The organism is Nakamurella sp. PAMC28650 (assembly GCF_014303395.1).
Classification (GTDB): domain Bacteria; phylum Actinomycetota; class Actinomycetes; order Mycobacteriales; family Nakamurellaceae; genus Nakamurella.
Map to the genome: position 1 here is coordinate 4612161 of NZ_CP060298.1, position 17760 is coordinate 4629920.

Genomic DNA, 17760 nt, shown 5'->3' on the forward strand with positions numbered 1-17760 from the left:
GGTCGTCGCGGCGAGCGTCAGGCCGCGACGGCGTCCTCCAACGCAGCTACTTCCCTGGGTTGCAGTCGGGAGAGTTCGTCTGCTTCGGCGTCGTCGACGACCGGCCGCTCCCAGAAGGACGACCGACTGCTGCCCCGATCGGGATGGCCTGCCGTCATCCTCTGAGAGCTGACTGATGGTCGATGGCGGCTCAGGAGGGGCTCCGGGAAGACGGCGGTGGGGCCGCGTCCTGGACACCGAGGTAGTGGGCGAGCGCGAGCTCGACCTCGGCAAGTTCCTCTCGGCTCAGGTAGTCGACCGGGTCGCCCACGATGTAGGCGATGTCGATGGAGCGGATCTGGTCGATCAGCAGCCGTGTCGGTCGGCCGGCAATTTCAAGCTCGGGGCGGTGCAGCGACGGGCCGGCCGAGGTCGAAGTGGGGACGACGGTCGCAACCGAAAGAGGTGAATGCGACGGGGACACGACCAGCCCTAGACGTTTGCCGCGTTGCTCCTGCCCGCGGGGTCGTCCGAGATCGATCCGGTAGACAGCCCCGCGGATCACCAGGCTTCGAGCTCCGCGTTGACATCCTCGTCCTTCAGCGCCTCTGCGTCGGCGCGAAACTGTGCCAGCCACCGTTCGTGATCCAGCAGCCGCAGGGCCCGGCGCAGCGTGTCCGAGGTGCCCTCGCCGGGCCGCGCTGCCTCGCGGAGGATGCGTTCGTCATCTGGGGTCGGCCGGAAACCGATCGGTGCAGGCACGCCGCCACATTACCGCTTGTTCGACAGTTGTTGAACACATCGCGCGTCCGAGATCAGCCAATACGGATTCCGCTGCTCACAGCACCCAGCCACTACCAACTCCGAGGAGCTCGACGGTCCAACGGCGAGGTCGGCGTCGGGACTGGGTAGCTGCCTCTGGATGGATCAGACCTGCCCCGAGGCGGTCCCCTGGTGGGTGGTGCCCGGCTAGTCGGGTGCAAGTTGCGGCCGCCCCGGCCCGTGGGCGATCGCCCGCCGCAGCTTGTCGGTCGTGGCCGATGGCAGGACGATGATGCCGCGGATCAGGTCCAGGGTAGTGGCCAGTGCGGCGTCACGTTCGCCGGCCGGAGTCCCTGGATCCAAGGCCAGGTCCAGCGCTCGGCGGGCTCGACGAAGTCGGTTGCGTTGCTCTGCGTCCAAATGGTCAAGGGCGACCGCGCGGGCATTCGCTTCCGCTGCCTCCCACGCCTTCTCCGCGACGAGCGCCGCCGCGACGAACCGACCTGCGTGATCCGGTGGACACAGCTTGGGATCTTCGGGCTCCAGGGCGCATGCCTGGGAGAACGCCCCGTACCAGGCCGCGCTGATCGGATCCTGCGGGTCGATCAACGCCGGGTACGCCAACAACTTGCGCGCGTCCAGTTCATAGCTGGCGTGCGCGGATTTGACCGAGCCGAGCACGGCCACAGCCTCGTCAAGGCTGGCGACGCTCGTGGTGGCGACTGGCGCAGCTGAGGGCGGAGGAGGGTGTGGGGACTTGGCCACCGTGCGGCGGGTGATCGGGTCGATGAGCCGGATGGCGACGCCGTCGGGGAACACTCCTTCGGCAAACACTTCGCTGATCGACCAGCTCCAGGTGCGCAGGTCGTAGAAATGTCGGGCGGTCAGCCCTCCGCGCCATGACTTTTCGGTTCCGTATGCATAGACCTGCATTGGCTTGTCTGGTCGGGGCGCCAGGACCACGGCGCCGATGAGCCATTGTTGGGCGGCCAGGGCGAGCCAGCAGTTTCGCCTGCCGATCCACAGTGATGCGCGGACCGATGATTTCGGGTCATCGAACAACGCCTTCCGGTCGTCGGTCTCGTCCGCACCCAAACTCATGCCAGCACATTATCCGGACGGCGACGCCCACCAGGAGCTTGGCGTAGATGAGGCCTGTCCCTGATCGTTGAGCGCTGATTTGGCGCGGAGCTACTGTCAGGCTCGACTGGAAGGGGACACCCGGGGGCAAAGCGGTTCACTTGCACCTTCAGGAGGTGATCACGCCGGCCCTGGCCACGGCTGCATGACTTGCTACACACCGCTGCGGTACTCGATCCGCCTCAAAACCTGATCGTCAACGCGACGCTGAACGTCGCAGGACCATTCGGGCGCGAAGTCCGGTCAACACGGATTATTCCAGTGAGGGCTACCGTCCGGACATGGACTTCTACAGCAAGCGACCGGCGCCGGTGGCGGATGAGTGGACGCAGCTGACGGGGTGGTTGGACCAGTGCGTTCCGGATGCCGCAAGCCGACCCGCTTGTGCGGAATCCGGAGTTGATCCCATGCGCGCGAGCCCGAGTGGCCAGGAAATATTGATGGCTCAGCCGTCTACTGAAGACTGAAACCGCACGAGGTAACCGTCCGGGTCAGTCACCAAGAATTGCCGCACGGCGGCAACGTCCGCGCCTACCTGGTACTGCTTGGTCTCCGGCGGCAGAAACAATGCGACACCGGCCGCGCCGAGCGCGGCAGCGACCATGTCAGCATCGGGCACTGTGATTTGGAAGTTGATGCCGCGACCCAGGGGCGGTTCGAGCGGCCCAGTGATCCAGTTCCGACCGATTCCAACTTGTTCCAGCATCAGGTGAGCTGATCCGAGCCTGATGTAGGCAAATCGTTCCTCTGGCCGGGCGTATCGAACCTCGAACCCGCAGAGCGAGCACCAGAACTCGAGACTCCGATCGATGTCACTGACCAACAGCTCAGGCACCAGGCCCGGTGCGCGCGTTGCCATCTGACGACCTTCTCACGCGCCGACGCCCGGCGGCGTACTCCAGAGACAGCCGTCCGATAGCCGAAACAAGGCGCCGAGCGTGGCCACGCTCTCCAGCACGCCGCTGCCAGTAGATCCGTGCAGATCACCGGCACGTCGTCCAACCTGGCCGGTCGGATAAGTTGCCCTGAACTGGCCGTGGTGCACCGTACGGGGAGTTTGCCGGCCTGCATTTGAACTAGCCTGCCCACGTGGATCTGTCAACGATTGCTGTGCCGCACACACTCGCCCAGCTGGTGCCCTTGCTTCCTGCCACCCCAGCTCGAATCGTCGAGGTAGGTTGCGGTGACGGCGCTCTCGCCGCCGCACTGGCGACTGCGGGGTATGACGTCACCGGCGTCGACCGCGATACAGCAGTGGCAGAATCGGCCGGACGACGTGGCGTGCGGGTCATCCAAGCCGACATCAACGATGTCGCAGGCGAGTACGACGTCGTGCTGTTTACGCGGTCCCTGCACCACGCCGAGAACCTGCACGACACTGTGGCGCATGCCGCCACACTGCTCGCCCCCGACGGACAGATCATCATCGAGGAGTTCGCATGGGAACGAGTGGATGACGCTGCCGCCGCCTTCGTCTACGGCAACCGGGCAGAACTGGTCACCGCTGGTCTGCTCGACGCCGATCATCCATCGGGGAAATTGCTGGACGCCTGGATCGCCGGCCATCGGAGTCTCCACACCCGCGCGGCGATGCTCGATGCCCTCGGCCGCGTCGGCGTCAACCTGACCATGTCGGACACGAGCATCCTCTGGCGACTCGTCGACGGGCGCGGCGGCACGTGGACGGTGCCAATTGCGCAGGCCGGCCACGCGCTCAACACCATGCGCGACAGAGAGGAAGCCCTCATCGCCGGCGGCAAGCTTCCATCGGTCGGCCTGCTCGCCTCCATCCGCTGCTGATCGAAGCGAACGGCCCCGACGTCACAGAGTGGCTCCTCCCGATCAGAAGGTCGGCCGGAGAGCCCGCCCGTACGGTGCACTGGTCGGCGGACGGCCTTCGGGCGCGCCCTTGCCCGACCTCGTCACCCCTCCGTCGGCATCGTCGGCGGCGGGGCGGCGATTTCGTCGTCGACCAGGACGACGGTCATCACCAGGAGCGGCTGGGGTTGGACTGGCCTCGTCATCGCCCGAGCGGCGGGGGGATCGATCGCATGCTGCCGATCGACGTCGGACGGCATTTCGGCAATGCCGTCCCCGGGCCGACCCCCAGGTAGGCTGGGCAGTTGTGAATGCCGACGAATCCGCAGAACTCAAGGCCCTCGAAGCCACCATGACCAGCATCGAGGCCGTGCTGGACATCGAACGGCTCAGAGCGACCATCGAAACCCTGTCCGACCAGGCCAGTGCGCCTGATCTGTGGAACGACCAGGAGAAGGCCCAGCAGGTCACCAGCAAGCTCTCGCACGCCCAGTCCGAGCTCAAGAAGGTGCAGGCGCTCCGCCAGCGGCTCGACGACCTGAACGTGCTCTTCGAGTTGGCCGAGGACGACCCCGAGACGATGGTGGAGGCGCAGGCCGAACTCATCGCGGCGCATGCTGAGGTGGAGACCATGGAGGTTCGGACGCTGCTCTCCGGCGAATACGACATCCGGGAGGCGCTGATCACCATCCGGTCCGAGGCCGGCGGGGTGGATGCGGCCGACTTCGCCGAGATGCTGATGCGGATGTACCTGCGGTGGTCGGAACGCCACGGGTATGCGACCGAGGTGTACGACACGTCCTACGCCGAAGAGGCAGGCATCAAGTCGGCGACGTTCCAGGTCAAGAGCCCCTACGCCTACGGGACGTTGTCGGTCGAACAAGGCACGCACCGCCTGGTCCGGATCTCGCCGTTCGACAACCAGGGGCGCCGACAGACGTCGTTCGCCGGTGTCGAGGTGATCCCCGTCCTGGAGACCAGTGACCACATCGACATCGACGAGAAGGAAATTCGAGTCGACGTGTACCGCTCGTCGGGACCGGGCGGCCAGGGCGTCAACACGACGGACTCCGCTGTCCGGATCACCCACCTCCCGAGCGGCATCGTAGTGTCCTGCCAGAACGAGCGCTCGCAGATCCAGAACCGGGCGTCGGCGATGGCCGTCCTCGGTGCGAAGCTGCTGGTGCGCCGCAAGGAGCAGGAGAAGGCGGCGATGGACGTGCTCCGTGGCGACGGAGGCAACTCCTGGGGCAACCAGATGCGTTCGTACGTCCTGCATCCCTATCAGATGGTGAAGGATCTACGGACGAACTTCGAGGTCGGCAACCCCTCTGCGGTATTCGACGGCGACATCGACGGATTCCTCGAGGCCGGCATCCGCTGGCGTCGTTCGGCCGACCCCGACGCCAACTGACGAGCGCGGCTCTTTCCGTCCGGGCCGAACAGCTAGCGGCCGAGCTCGACACACATCGGTGCCGCCACGTCCAGCACCCTGGAGACGCGGCGCCCGCGCAGATCGATCACCCCGACCTCATCGGCGCTGGTGCTGCAGACGAAGAGCCGATCCCCGCCCGGGGCCAAGTGCCGGGGCCATGCACCGCAGGGGATCTCGGTCACCAGATGGCCGGTGGACGAATCGAGCAGCGCGACCGAATCAACCCCTCGATTGGCCAGGTACAGAAGATCGCCGTCCGCGGAGAGCCTGAGATCGCTCGGGTAGTTCCGGTCGCCGGAGCGGACCCGACCGGTCGTCGAAGGAGTGCTCCGCCAACCCACGAAGGAGCGACCCCGGCGATCGGCCCACAGCAGACTGGATCCCAGTTCCCCGGACACCGCAACGCCGCCGGGGAGCAGCACGAGATGGCGCGGCCCGGAACCCGGCGGTGCACTGCTGACCACGGGTTCGGTCAGCCCACCGTCGACGAGTAGGTAGCTGACGACCTGATCGGCACCGAGATCCACCACCAGCACCTCGCCGTCAGCGCCCAGGACGACCTGGTGGATGTGCGACTCGCCTTGTCGCTCCCGGTCGGGCCCCGGCTGCGTCAGGCGGGCGAGAACGGTGGCCGGACCGAGGGACCCATCCGGCAGGATGGGCAGCAGCGCCACCGAGCCGCCCGCCGCGCCCCCGTAGTTCGCCACCAGCAGCCGGCGCCCGGTGGGGTCGACGACCAGATGGCACGGTTCGCCGCCGCCGGTCGGCACCGGGCTGCCCAGCGGTAGGAGTGCGCTCCCGCTGATCTGCCAGGCGTGCGCCCGGCCGGTCGCTACTCCGGACACGCCGTAGAGGAACCGGCCGGTCGGATCGGTGGCCAGATACAGCAGTTCTTCCACCGCGATCGCGTCCCCCACGGGATCCAGTTGATCATCGAGGATCGAAATCCCGCCGGGTCGCGCCCCGCGTCCCGAGCCGGCCACGTAGATCATCGTCGGATCCTCCTATTGGTTGCGCTGCGGCACGAAGTCGTTCATCCTGCGGACGGAGGCGCTGCGCCGCAAACCCTTTCCCGGCAGGGATCCCGTCTGGCGGCCGTGGTCCAGCACCGCGACGCCGTTCACGAACACGTCGTCGATCCCGACGGCCGGTTGCCGCGGATGCTCGTAGTCGGCTCGGTCGGCGACCGTCGTCGGGTCGAGCACCACCACATCGGCCACGCATCCGGCCGCGATCCGTCCGCGGTCGGCCAGTCCGTGCCGGGCCGCCGTTCGGCCGGCCAGGTGCACCGCAGCCTGCGCCCAGGACCAGTCGCCGCGTTCCCGGACATGCCGCCCCAGGAACCGGCCGAACGTTCCCCACCCTCTCGGATGCGGGTGGCCACCGACGTAGATGCCGTCGCTGGAACCGAGATGTGCTGGGTGCCGGAAGATCTGGGCCAACTCCTCGATCGGCCGCTGCTGCGGGACGCGGAGCACTGCGCTCACCGCGAGCCGCGAGTCGGCGATCAGACGTAGACCGAATTCGGCGGCGTCCACGCCGACCGCGGCAGCAGCATCGGCCACCGTCCGGCCCTGCGTCCACCGGTCGTGCAGTGCCGCGACGCCCGCGATGGTGATTCCGTCGGCCCATCGCTCCCCCATGTCCGGTCGGGACACCATGACCGGCAACCACTCCCGGATCACCCTGGCCCTGATCCGTGGATCGGCCAGCTGCTTGGCGGCTTCCGCGGACCCGAGTCGTAGCAACCAGGGGGGCACCATGGGCATGGCCAACAACGAGCATCCCCGGCGGTATGGGTAGGCGTCGAAGCTCAGGTCGACTCCCGCGGCGGCGGCCCCGCGCACCGAAGCCCCGATCAACTCCCAGGGGGCGTGCAGGTGCGAGACGTGCACCGAAACACCGGTAGCAAGGGCGATCTCGCTGATCTCGGCCACGCCGGCGCCGATGTTGTCCTCGTATCCGCCCCGCAGGTGCGAGACGTAGAGTGCGCCGACACCAGCCACCTGCGCCGCCATCGCGATCAGTTCCGCGGTGTCGGCGAAATACCCCGGCGCGTAGTCGAGCCCGGTGGACAGGCCCAGTGCGCCTTCCGAGAGACCGGCCGCGACCAGCACCTGCATCCGGCGCAGTTCGTCGTCGCTCGGCGGCCGGTCGGCGTCGCCCATCACTTCGTGCCGGACGGTGCCGTGTGGCACGAGATAACCGACGTTCACCGGAATCCGGCCGTCGTAGCCGGCCAGCAACCCGGAGACACCGCCCCCGCGATAGGTGGGGTGCGGCCCGTTCAGTGCGGCGAGATACTCGCTGGCGTAGGTCCCGTCGCCCGGGGCGAAGGACACCCCGTCCTGGCCGGCGATGACGGTGGTGACTCCCTGGCGCAGCAGGGCCAGGGCCACCTCGGGGTCGAAAACTGCTGCATCGGCATGGGAATGCGCATCGATGAGACCCGGTAGCACCATCCGCGAGGTGCAGTCCACCTCCACATCGCCGACCTCCCGGACGACGTCGCCCACTGCGGCGATGCGCCCGCCGACGATGGCCACGTCGGCCGGGCCGGCCGGCGTGCCGGACCCGTCTGCGACGACACCCCCGCGAAGAACGGTCCGCGTCATCGGTCCTCGTCCTGCGGTCCCGGCTCGAAAGACTCGGCCGAGGAGACGATCTCGTCGGCCATCGCCAGTCGTCCGGCGAGCAGTCCCCCGTCGACCGGGAGGGTGACGCCGGTGATCCAGGATGCTCCGTCGCCGGCCAGGAACAGCACCGCGGCCGCGACATCCTCGGGGCGTCCGACGCGGCCGAGCGGGTACCACCGGGCCGCCCGCTGCATCACCATCGGGTCCGCCTCCATGCGCTGCTGCCAGATCGGCGTGGCGATGGTGCCCGGAGCCACTGCGTTGCAACGGATACCGCGGTCGCCGTAGCGAACGGCGATGCTCTTGGTGAGACTGATCAAGCCGGCCTTCGCGGCGCTGTAGGCCTCGTTGCCCAGATAGGTCAGCCCGTTGACCGATGCCACGTTGACGATCGCGCCACCACCGGCAGCGATCATCCCGGGGAGCACCGCCGAGATGGTGTGGTACGCACCGTCGAGGCTGACGGCGATGTCCCGGTGCCACAACTCCTCCGGCAACCTCCCGAACGGCACGTCCGAGGCCACCCCGGCGTTGTTGACCAACACCTGGACGGGACCGACCTCCCGCGCGATGCGGGCGACGACGGCCCGCACCTGCTCACCCGAGGTGACATCGAGCGTCATCGCCACCGACCGCGGCAGTTGCGCCGAGATCCTCGTCGCGGCTGCGGCATCGACATCCGTGACGACCACGCGGTCACCCAGCGCTGCGGCCTGCGCTGCGATCACCGCGCCGATCCCCGAGCCTGCGCCGGTCACCAGTACGACCCGGTCTGTCATCGGCGGCGGCTCCTGGGTGGAAGGGAAGAAAGGTGGGCGCCTCTGCGACGGTCGATGTGGTCGATGACGATCAGAAGAAGGTCCGGATCAGACCGACCACCCGGGGGTCCCGGACGTCGGCATCCTCGAGCGTGGGAATCAACGTCCACTTGTCGAAAGCGGTGCACGGATGGGACAGGCCCAGGCGCACCACATCACCCACCTCGACGTCGTCCGGCGCCCCGAGTTCGAGGAAGGCGTGCTGATCGTTCAGCCTGGAGATGACCGCCCCGACAAGAGGTGTGACGGTCCCGTCCGGGCGGATCCGCTGCTGCGGCTCGGGCAGGCCCTGGTCGAACGGTAGGTCGCGACGACCTGCATCCAGCAGGGCCAGCCCGGGCTCGGGCTGTGACACCACCCGTGCCCAGCCGTGCATCGCCGAGGTCAGGACGGGCCCGTCCGTCCGGTTCGCCGGGGTGATCGAACGGTAGTAGCCGTCGTCGTGTGCCACGTAGGCACCGGATCGAAGGACCACCTCGGTGGCCGGTCCGCGTACGCCGAACGGATCCGCGAAACCGCCGAGCCGGGTCGCCACCCGGTCGAAGTACGCGCTCCCACCGACGGTCAGCATCGCGGTCCCGGCGGTGCTGAGGTCGTACATGGGCCAGGCCGCCGTGTGCAGTGCGGCCAGATCGTCCAGGTACCGGTCGACGGTGGCGAGTTGTTCGGCATCGGTCCCGTGGGCGACCGCACCCTCGTAGCCGCACACACCGACCAGCGCCAGCCGCGGCGACCGGCGAACGGCCTCGGCCACCTCGAGAGCAACCTGGATTCCTCTGGCACCGGTCCGGCCGCCGGGAACACCGAGTTCGACGCACACATCCACCGAGGACCCGGCCGGCAGTCCGGCCGTCATCTGCTCGACCGCACCGACGGAGTCGACCCAGCTGCTGAACCGGAAATCGCGGTCCTGCGCCTGCTGCTGGGCCAGCCACCGGAGCGCGGCCGGCCTCACCAGCGAGTTGGCCAGATGGATCCGCCGGACCCCGAACGCTCTGGCCACCCGCAGCTGGGGTTCGTTGGCCACGGTGATCCCCCACGCACCGGCCCGGAGCTGGTCCAGGTACAGGGCCGGCGCCATCGTGGTCTTGCCGTGCGGGGCCAGCGAAAGACCATGCCGGCGGCACCAGTTGGCCATCGCCACGATGTTCGCGCTCAGGGCCCGGGCGTCCAGGGTGAGCAACGGCGTACCGAAGTCCGACAGCCGCGGCCCGGTCTGCAGGAACTCGGCCACCGTGTAGCCGTCGGCGATGGCCGGTACCGCCTTGAAACGCCAGTCCAGCACCTCGTTCGACAACCCGGCCACGGCCTCGGCCAAGGCGCGGTCGGCCGCCCGGTCTGCGCGATCGCCACCTTCGCCGCGCGGTGCCGGACTGTTCATCCCGACGACTTTACGATCCGACCCGCGGGCCGTTCACATCGCCCGTTCGGATCGCCCGTGCCGCCGGCGGCACCGTCACGTGGTGCGGGCCAGGTTCAGCGGATGAAATGCATGCCCGGGGAAGATCGAGGCCAGACTCCCGACGGACAGACGCTTCTGCACCACCTCACCCAGCACGTCGAACGCATTGTTGGTCGGAGCCACGTCCCCGTCCCGAAGAGCGTTCGCCGACAGGGCATTCCACTTGCCGTAGACCCCCGACCGGGCCAGGCCCCCACCGAGCAGGAACATCATCGATCCGGTGCCGTGGTCGGTGCCGTTGGAGGCGTTGGTCTGGACCCGGCGGCCGAATTCGGTCATCACCACGACGGTGACCCGTTTGCGCCGCGTGGGTCCGAGATCGGTCATGAAGGCGGCCAACGCGGCGGAGGCGGAGGCGGTCAGCGCATCCAGGTCGCCGGCCTCGTCGGTGTGGGTGTCCCAACCGCCGACGTCGACGGTGGCAACCTCGACCCCGACCTCGGCGCGCAGCAGGGTGGCCAGGTCGGACAGCGACGAGGCGAAATTACCCGTCGGATAGACCGCCCCGTTCTTCGCGCCGGCCGACTTGTTCGCACGCTCGGCCACCGCGATGGCCGAGAGGGTGGTCTGCACATCCTGGGCCAGCGGGCTGTCGATCCCCCGGTAGAGCGACCTGATGGCCGTGATGCTGGCGTCCTTGACCCCGTCCCATCCGGGAAAGGTGAAGTCCGACAGCGAGTTCATCGACAGATCCGGCTGCGGCCCGGCCAACGACGTCGGCGCGACACCACCCTCGGCCATCGCCCGGAAGGTGGTGCCGGGTCCCAGCGCGGCCAGGGTGCGATCGAGCCAGCCGGTGGCGGCGCTGGTTCCGCCGCGTTCGAGGAACTGCTGGGCCTGGAAGTGGCTCCTGGTCACGCCCGCGACCGAGACCGCGGGCACGAAGGCCAGTTCGCCCGTCCGGTACAGCGGCAGCAGCGCATCGAACCCCTTGTTGACACCCCACCCACTGGTCCCGGGCAGCGTGCGGATGTCGGCGTCGGCTTGGACCAGCGTGGGCCGCAGCGAACTCAGGTAGTGGTGACCGAGCCCGGCCGCCTGAGGTACGAGCATGCGCAGTCCGTCGGCGCCGCCCCGCAGGAAGACGACGATCACGGTGTTTCGCGTGCCACCAGGGCCGGCGGCGTAGGCGACCTTCGTGGTGACCAACTGCGAGGCCAGGGCCGCCACCCCGGCCATCCCGACGCCCTGGAGCATGCGCCGGCGGGTGAACCCGGCCGACCACGACTCCTCCTGGCACGCCAGCCCGGCCGCCACCTGCTCGGCGTTCGCCCGCAGGGCACGGTCGAACCGGCCGCCGTCGTCATCGGTGAGTCGTCGCGTCATGGCAGCTTCCTTGTCGACAGGTCAGCGGAGGGCATGGTCGGGCCCGTCCAGGATCAGTGGCACGAGATGGTCGAGATACCACCGCAGGCGGGACTGGGCGAGCGGCGTGGAGGCCGGCTCACCCAGGAAGGTCTGCAACACACCGCGTTTGGCGGGCGTCAGCGGGTTGCCCACCAGCCGCGTGCAGAGCAACGCGATCGCAGCGCCGCTGGTCGCCGGCTTCGTCCTCCCGTACAGCGCGGTGTTCTTCGGCGCGAGAACGATGTCGTTCCACCAGTTCTGCGCCAGTCCGCGGTGCAGCATCAACAGCGTCAGGAAGTTGCTGGACGAACGCCAGGCCGGTGCCACGTCGGGATAACCGTTGGGCGGCACCCAGTCCAACGGTGCGTTGGACATGTTGGCCGTCATCCAGTGCATCCCGTCGAGTGCCTTCCGGATGTCCGGAGCCGGCGTGACGTCCAGGATGCGCATGCTGGCGATCAGGTTCTCCGCCGGGCGACGCGTCTTCGCGTGCCGACTGCGCCAGAACTCCTGCGACGTGAAGATCGCCTTCAGCGTCGGCAGGATCGACGTCCCGTTGGCCAGATAGGTCTTGGCCACCGCGGCCACCAGGGCGGGTGACGGCGCGTCGGAAACAAAACGGACGCAGAGCTTCTGGGCCAGATGGGAGGCCGTGGACGGATGCTGGGCGAGATAGCGGAGGTAGGCGTCGCCGGCCGCCTGCCCCTCGGCCGCCCTGGTGTTGGCGGCCGAGAAACCCAGCACCCGAACCGCACCGGTCCAATGGATCTCCGGGCGGTAGACGTAGTTGCCGTTGTCGTCGACGGTGCGGCCGGTGAGGATCTTGGCGGAGTTCTTCACATCCACTTCGGAGTACCGGGCGGCCAGCCCCACCGTGTGCAGCTCCAGTAGTTCGCGCCCGTAGTTCTCGTTGACCAGTTGCTTGGTGGAGTCCGCCAGATTCAGGTAGCGCAGCATCGAGGGATTCCTGGCGGAAGCCACCAGCATGTCGCTGAATCGTCCGAAAGCGTACCTGCGGACGACGTCGCGGTCCATCGTCTGACGGATCCAGGTCTGGTCGTCGGCGTGGTTGGACACGTTCAGGTGATTGGCGAAGAAGTCGACCACCGTTTCGTAGAGCTGTGCGGGGCTGAAAGCCTGCAGTCCCAACGTGACGAGGGTCAGCTGGTCCATCATCTCCCAGCTGTACTCGTTGCCTGCGGCCTTCTGCGATGCCCGTACCTGAGCCGGGCTCCGGTTCAGCAGCGGGCCGGCGGCCGCGATCCGGGGATGTGCGCTGTAGATCGGGTAACGGCGGCCCAGGGCGACCTGGCCGTCCCACCAGGCGGCCGGGCCGAGCCGGGCCAGCTGCGACAACGATGCCGACGACGGGCCGAAGGAGAACCGGGACAGCAGGTGGTACTGCTGGTCGGTGGTCAGCCTGGCGGGCAACGCCCCGACCGCCGGGGCCTGAGCGGCGGCCATCGACAGGCCCGGCCGCTCGGCCGCATGGCGACCCCGCTGGGCGGTCTGCTCCCGCCCGATCAGCACCCCGGCGTAGTTGACGTCCACGAATTCCCCTTGTCCTTGCACTGTGCCGGGCCGGAGGCGACACGAAAGAGCGATCTGCGTCCGGTGACCCCTACTCAGCGTGATACTGAGCGTAGTTGGAGTTATACGCAACGTGATAAGACTAAACGGTCGAATGGGGAAACGCCAGGCCTGCCGGTGGAAGCCGCCGGATCGGCCCGCTGGTCGGGGCCGACGTTCGAGCGCGACCGCTACGGTGTGCTGCCGTCGATCGCACGCCGGATGGCGGGCAGGATCTGGTCCGGCGGTTGCGAGGTATGCAGCACGATGATCGTGGTGCCAGCCTCGGTCTGGTCGGCGGGGGCTGCCGAGAAGAGTCCGACGACCTGGGCCATCGCGCGGTCGACCTCTTCGATGGGTTCGGCCGTGTCGCCGCGGAGCCAACGGCGCAGCACGTGATTGTGGGCGGCGGCCACCGACGAGGCCATCAGCTCGGCCCGCAGGGCGCTGGCCTCCGAAGGCCCCATCCAGGTGCCGATGAACTCCCGGAACAGCCGCTGATACTGGGCCACGCTGGCGATCTCACGATCGCGCAGCGCCGACACCCGACTGGTGAGCGCGTACCGCAGCCGGGCGCGCTCGCCCTCCTCGATGTAGCGCAGCAGTACCAATCGAACTGCTTCCGCGACGGCCACCAGCGCGGTGCTGTTGGTCGATGTCGCCAACCGCGCCCTGATCTCGTCCATCAGCTGCTCGTGGTCGGGGAAGATCACGTCGTCCTTGGAACGGAAGTTCCGGAAGAAGGTGGTGCGCCCGACACCCGCCCGCTCGGCGATGTCGTCGACGGTGGTGGGTTCGTAGCCGCGTTCGCCGAACAGTTGGAAAGCCGCGTCGATCAAGCGCTCGCGGACCGGAATCTTCGTCACCACCGACATTCTTCCTCGATTCCTACGACCGCCGACATCGGTTGGTCTTGCCAGGGGCACGCGGTACGCAGTACCTTACATCGAGTATCCGGTACCGCGGAGATTTTGCGCACCACCACTCCTGACGGCACGACCGACGTTCGAACCGATCCAACGGAGGATCCCTGTGACGCAAGTCGACACCGACGCTCAACCGGGCGCTGGATCCGCTGCGGACCTGCACACCACGGCGGGAAAGCTCGCCGACCTGCAGGTCCGGATGGGAGAGGCCACCCATGCTGGTTCGGCAGCCGCCGTCGAGCGTCAGCACGCAAAGGGCAAGAAGACGGCCCGCGAACGCGTACAGATGCTGCTCGATCCGGGCTCGTTCGTGGAGCTCGACGCACTGACGCGCCATCGGTCCACCAACTTCGGTCTCGCTGCCCACCGGCCGTACGGCGACGGCGTCATCATCGGATACGGGTCGGTGGATGGCCGTCAGGTCTGCGTATTCTCCCAGGACGTCACGGTGTTCGGCGGATCGCTCGGCGAGGTGTACGGCGAGAAGATCGTCAAGATCATGGATTTCGCGATGAAGACCGGCCGTCCACTGGTGGGGATCAACGAGGGTGGGGGCGCGCGCATCCAGGAAGGCGTTGTCTCGCTGGGCCTGTACGCCAAGATCTTCAAGCGGAATGTGCACGCCTCCGGGGTCATCCCGCAGATCTCGCTGATCATGGGCGCCGCCGCCGGTGGCCACGTCTACTCCCCCGCACTGACGGACTTCGTCGTGATGGTCGACAAGACCTCGCAGATGTTCATCACCGGTCCCGACATCGTCAAGGCCGTCACCGGTGAGGATGTCACCCTGGAGGAGCTCGGCGGGGCGCGCACCCACAACACCAGGTCTGGAAATGCGCACCATCTCGCCGTGGACGAGCAGGACGCCATCGACTACGTCCGGGCCCTGCTGTCGTACCTACCTTCGAACAATCTCTCGACCACCCCGCCGGACGGGCCGTGGCCGGAACTCTCGGCCGATGATCTGGAGCCCGCCGCCTCCGATCTGGAACTGGACGGGCTGATCCCGGACTCCGCCAACCAGCCCTACGACATGAACACCGTGGTGCGCGCGGTACTGGACGACGGTGAGTTCCTGCCGGTCCAGGATCTGTACGCGCCCAACGTCATCACCGGGTTCGGACGGGTCCGTGGCCGGAGCGTCGGTGTGGTCGCGAACCAGCCGATGCACCTGGCCGGCACGCTCGACATCAACGCCTCGGAGAAGGCGGCCAGGTTCGTACGGACCTGCGACGCGTTCAACGTGCCGGTCATCACCTTCGTCGACGTCCCGGGTTTCCTACCCGGCACCGACCAGGAATGGAACGGGATCATCCGGCGCGGCGCGAAGCTGATCTACGCCTACGCCGAGGCGACGGTCCCCCTGATCACGGTGATCACCCGCAAGGCGTACGGCGGCGCATATGACGTGATGGGCTCGAAACACCTCGGCGCCGATCTGAACCTCGCCTGGCCGACCGCGCAGATCGCCGTCGTCGGTTCGGCCGGCGCCGTGAGCATCCTGTACCGCAAGGATCTCGCCGCTGCCGAGAAGGCGGGTGAGGACGTGGCCGCCCTGCGGGCACGACTGCAGACCGAGTACGAGGACGCACTCGCCAACCCTTACATCGCCGCCGAGCGGGGGTATGTCGACGAGGTCATCGCTCCCTCCTCGACGAGGGCCGCCATCACCACGGCGTTGCAGATGTTGGCCGACAAGCGCCGAAGCCTGCCCCCGCGCAAGCACGGGAACATCCCGCTGTGAAGGGCGAGTCGAAATCTGACGCCTGGCGGCGCCGTCGGGACGAGGAGGACGCCGCAGTGGTGCTGGCGATGCTGGCGGGTCTGTCCGCCCCACCGGCTCCGGTTTCCGCGCCGTCGACCTTCTGGGGCAGTCCGGCCTTCGCCCTCGGTCCCGTCGGGTCGCAAGGACGCGACGCCTGGTGGGCATCAGGTCTGCCGAGATGAGTTGCATTGCTAGATGATCACCACGCGCGCCATCCGACCATCACTGCGACCCGAGGACCCAAGATGCAGACCGTTCTGATCGCCAACAGGGGCGAGATCGCCGTCCGGGTGGCCCGGGCGTGCGCCGACGCCGGACTGCGTTCGATCGCCGTCTACGCCGAGCCCGACGCAGATTCCGTCCACGTCAGAGGCGCGGACGAGGCCTACTCACTGGGCGGCTCCACGCCGGCGGACTCGTACCTGGACATCGCCAAACTGCTTGCTGTCGCTGCGCAGTCGGGTGCGGACTCGGTGCATCCCGGCTACGGGTTCCTCTCCGAGAACGCCGACTTCGCCCAGGCGGTCATCGATGCCGGGCTCACCTGGATCGGGCCGTCACCGCAGTCCATCCGCGACCTGGGCGACAAGGTGACCGCACGGCACATCGCGACCAGAGCAGGCGCCCCCCTGGTGCCCGGTACCGCCGAGACGGTGTCCGGGTCGGCAGAGGTGGTGGCCTTCGCCCAGGAGTTCGGACTTCCGGTCGCCATCAAGGCTGCCTTCGGTGGCGGCGGCCGCGGGCTCAAGGTGGCCAGGACCATCGAGGAGATCCCCGAGCTCTACGACTCGGCGGTCCGCGAGGCGATATCGGCCTTCGGCCGCGGGGAGTGTTTCGTGGAGCGCTATCTCGACCGCCCGCGCCATGTCGAGGCGCAGGTGCTGGCCGACACCCACGGCAACGTGGTGGTGATCGGAACACGGGACTGCTCGCTGCAGCGGCGCCACCAGAAATTGGTCGAGGAGGCCCCGGCCCCGTTCCTCACCGCCGATCAGCAGGATCGGATCCACCGGGCGGCCAAGGCGATCTGCGCCGAGGCCGGCTACTACGGCGCCGGAACGGTGGAATTCCTGGTCGGATTGGACGGCACGGTCTCCTTCCTCGAGGTCAACACCCGTCTCCAGGTGGAGCACCCGGTCTCCGAGGAGACCAGCGGGATCGACCTGGTCCTGGAGCAGTTCCGCATCGCCAACGGCGAGAAGCTCGAGTACAGCGGGGATCCGCAGCCCCGTGGGCATTCCATCGAGTTCCGGATCAATGGCGAGGACCCCGGCCGCGGGTTTCTACCGGCCCCCGGCACCGTCACGACGTTCCTGGCTCCGGCCGGCCCCGGGGTGCGCATCGACTCCGGGGTGGAATCCGGTTCCGTGGTCTCGGGTGCTTTCGACTCACTGCTGGCCAAGGTGATCATCACCGGCGCCGATCGCCCGCAGGCGTTGGCCAGGGCCCGCCGGGCCCTTGCCGAGATGCGGATCGAGGGCATGGCGACGGCCCTTCCGTTCCATCGTGCGGTGCTGGATGATCCGGCGTTCATCGGCGACGGAGAGTCGTTCTCGGTCCACACCCGTTGGATCGAAACAGAATTCGACAACCGGATCCCGGCGTTCGATGGCTCCGGCGTCCAGGAAACCGCCGACGCTGCCGTCCGCCAACTGATCGTCGCCGAGGTCAATGGACGCCGGGTCGAGGTGAGTTTGCCGGCCGGGCTGGTTTTCGGGGGCGCTCCCACCGCCGGCCCTACGCGCGCCCGCCGCGGTGCCCGGAAGACCGGTACCGCGCCGTCCGGTGATGCGGTGGTCGCCCCCATGCAGGGCACCGTCGTCAAGGTGGCCGTCGCAGACGGGGATATCGTCGTGGCCGGCGAGCTGATCGCGGTGATCGAGGCGATGAAGATGGAGAACCCGGTGACAGCTCACAAGGATGGGACCGTGTCGGGTCTGTCACTCGAGGTCGGCACCCAGGTCACCGGTGGCACCGTGATCGCCGAGATCCACTGACGTAGAAACGATCCGCTCGCATCGCCGAGGATGCAGCCGGTCGCGCCACGCCGGTTGCGACGCGAAGGGCCAAGCCGTCCCACCGGCGAGGCCCTCCCGGTCGGGC

General features: G+C 68.0%; 17 protein-coding genes. 5 read left to right on the plus strand and 12 right to left on the minus strand.

Annotated features, from left to right (window positions below; translation table 11 throughout):
- Positions 1–17: 17 nt before the first annotated feature.
- The 5 genes from H7F38_RS20950 to H7F38_RS20970 form a co-directional block, all read right to left on the minus strand.
- The gene (locus H7F38_RS20950; RefSeq protein ID WP_187091601.1) at positions 18–158 is read right to left on the minus strand and encodes a hypothetical protein; all 141 of its coding nucleotides are present in this window, start codon (positions 156–158) and stop codon (positions 18–20) included.
- A gap of 32 nt (positions 159–190) precedes the next feature.
- Positions 191–544: a type II toxin-antitoxin system PemK/MazF family toxin gene (locus H7F38_RS20955; RefSeq protein WP_187091602.1), complete on the minus strand. Its 354-nt coding sequence runs from the start codon at positions 542–544 to the stop codon at positions 191–193.
- Positions 541–741: a hypothetical protein gene (locus H7F38_RS20960; protein WP_187091603.1), complete on the minus strand. Its 201-nt coding sequence runs from the start codon at positions 739–741 to the stop codon at positions 541–543. Before H7F38_RS20960 ends, H7F38_RS20955 begins: the two co-directional genes overlap by 4 nt.
- Before the next feature lie 207 nt (positions 742–948).
- Entirely contained in the window at positions 949–1842 is an 894-nt protein-coding gene (locus H7F38_RS20965; RefSeq protein ID WP_187091604.1) for a hypothetical protein, read from the minus strand.
- A 484-nt stretch (positions 1843–2326) separates the two neighbouring features.
- Positions 2327–2740 (minus strand): VOC family protein, encoded by a 414-nt coding sequence (locus tag H7F38_RS20970; protein ID WP_187091605.1) that lies wholly within the window; start codon positions 2738–2740, stop codon positions 2327–2329.
- A 230-nt stretch (positions 2741–2970) separates the two neighbouring features.
- Between H7F38_RS20970 and H7F38_RS20975 the strand changes: the two genes are divergently transcribed.
- Together H7F38_RS20975 and prfB are read left to right on the plus strand one after the other, a co-directional pair.
- Complete coding sequence (locus H7F38_RS20975; protein WP_187091606.1) at positions 2971–3681, plus strand: bifunctional 2-polyprenyl-6-hydroxyphenol methylase/3-demethylubiquinol 3-O-methyltransferase UbiG; 711 nt, start codon at positions 2971–2973, stop codon at positions 3679–3681.
- A gap of 370 nt (positions 3682–4051) precedes the next feature.
- Positions 4052–5113 carry a peptide chain release factor 2 gene (gene prfB / locus H7F38_RS20980; protein WP_370531396.1) on the plus strand — a complete coding sequence of 354 codons (1062 nt, stop codon included), beginning with the start codon at positions 4052–4054 and terminating at the stop codon, positions 5111–5113.
- 32 nt (positions 5114–5145) lie between these two features.
- Here the strand turns inward: prfB and H7F38_RS20985 are convergent, their stop codons facing one another.
- From H7F38_RS20985 to H7F38_RS21015, 7 genes are all read right to left on the minus strand, one after another.
- Positions 5146–6126, minus strand: coding sequence for a beta-propeller fold lactonase family protein (locus H7F38_RS20985; RefSeq protein WP_187091608.1), 981 nt, complete (start codon positions 6124–6126; stop codon positions 5146–5148).
- A 12-nt stretch (positions 6127–6138) separates the two neighbouring features.
- Positions 6139–7749, minus strand: coding sequence for an amidohydrolase family protein (locus tag H7F38_RS20990; protein WP_187091609.1), 1611 nt, complete (start codon positions 7747–7749; stop codon positions 6139–6141).
- Positions 7746–8549 (minus strand): glucose 1-dehydrogenase, encoded by an 804-nt coding sequence (locus H7F38_RS20995; RefSeq protein WP_187091610.1) that lies wholly within the window; start codon positions 8547–8549, stop codon positions 7746–7748. The genes H7F38_RS20990 and H7F38_RS20995 overlap by 4 nt, the downstream gene beginning before the upstream one ends.
- Before the next feature lie 70 nt (positions 8550–8619).
- Positions 8620–9969: an alanine racemase gene (locus tag H7F38_RS21000; RefSeq protein ID WP_187091611.1), complete on the minus strand. Its 1350-nt coding sequence runs from the start codon at positions 9967–9969 to the stop codon at positions 8620–8622.
- 75 nt (positions 9970–10044) lie between these two features.
- Complete coding sequence (locus H7F38_RS21005) at positions 10045–11376, minus strand: DUF1501 domain-containing protein (RefSeq protein ID WP_187091612.1); 1332 nt, start codon at positions 11374–11376, stop codon at positions 10045–10047.
- 21 nt (positions 11377–11397) lie between these two features.
- Positions 11398–12948 (minus strand): DUF1800 domain-containing protein, encoded by a 1551-nt coding sequence (locus tag H7F38_RS21010; protein ID WP_187091613.1) that lies wholly within the window; start codon positions 12946–12948, stop codon positions 11398–11400.
- 209 nt (positions 12949–13157) lie between these two features.
- Positions 13158–13832: a TetR/AcrR family transcriptional regulator gene (locus tag H7F38_RS21015; RefSeq protein WP_222618233.1), complete on the minus strand. Its 675-nt coding sequence runs from the start codon at positions 13830–13832 to the stop codon at positions 13158–13160.
- Positions 13833–13998: 166 nt separating this feature from the next.
- On the opposite strand from H7F38_RS21015, the gene H7F38_RS21020 reads away from it, so the two are divergent.
- The 3 genes from H7F38_RS21020 (at position 13999) to H7F38_RS21030 (ending at position 17654) form a co-directional block, all read left to right on the plus strand.
- A complete protein-coding gene (locus H7F38_RS21020) occupies positions 13999–15636 on the plus strand; it encodes an acyl-CoA carboxylase subunit beta (protein WP_255498098.1) in 1638 nt (545 codons plus the stop codon).
- The gene (locus tag H7F38_RS21025) at positions 15633–15839 is read left to right on the plus strand and encodes an acyl-CoA carboxylase subunit epsilon (protein WP_187091615.1); all 207 of its coding nucleotides are present in this window, start codon (positions 15633–15635) and stop codon (positions 15837–15839) included. The genes H7F38_RS21020 and H7F38_RS21025 overlap by 4 nt, the downstream gene beginning before the upstream one ends.
- 63 nt (positions 15840–15902) lie before the next feature.
- A complete protein-coding gene (locus tag H7F38_RS21030; RefSeq protein ID WP_187091616.1) occupies positions 15903–17654 on the plus strand; it encodes a biotin carboxylase N-terminal domain-containing protein in 1752 nt (583 codons plus the stop codon).
- The last annotated feature ends 106 nt before the right edge of the window (positions 17655–17760 follow it).

Bases quoted from the DNA above. Each gene is read 5' to 3' on its own strand.
- H7F38_RS20995 (WP_187091610.1), bottom strand. From the start codon at position 8,549: ATGACAGACCGGGTCGTACTGGTGACCGGCGCAGGCTCGGGGATCGGC.
- H7F38_RS20965 (WP_187091604.1), bottom strand. From the start codon at position 1,842: ATGAGTTTGGGTGCGGACGAGACCGACGACCGGAAGGCGTTGTTCGAT.
- H7F38_RS20970 (WP_187091605.1), bottom strand. From the start codon at position 2,740: ATGGCAACGCGCGCACCGGGCCTGGTGCCTGAGCTGTTGGTCAGTGAC.
- H7F38_RS21030 (WP_187091616.1), top strand. From the start codon at position 15,903: ATGCAGACCGTTCTGATCGCCAACAGGGGCGAGATCGCCGTCCGGGTG.
- prfB (WP_370531396.1), top strand. From the start codon at position 4,052: ATGACCAGCATCGAGGCCGTGCTGGACATCGAACGGCTCAGAGCGACC.
- H7F38_RS21000 (WP_187091611.1), bottom strand. From the start codon at position 9,969: ATGAACAGTCCGGCACCGCGCGGCGAAGGTGGCGATCGCGCAGACCGG.
- H7F38_RS20985 (WP_187091608.1), bottom strand. From the start codon at position 6,126: ATGATCTACGTGGCCGGCTCGGGACGCGGGGCGCGACCCGGCGGGATT.
- H7F38_RS20990 (WP_187091609.1), bottom strand. From the start codon at position 7,749: ATGACGCGGACCGTTCTTCGCGGGGGTGTCGTCGCAGACGGGTCCGGC.
- H7F38_RS20950 (WP_187091601.1), bottom strand. From the start codon at position 158: ATGACGGCAGGCCATCCCGATCGGGGCAGCAGTCGGTCGTCCTTCTGG.
- H7F38_RS21005 (WP_187091612.1), bottom strand. From the start codon at position 11,376: ATGACGCGACGACTCACCGATGACGACGGCGGCCGGTTCGACCGTGCC.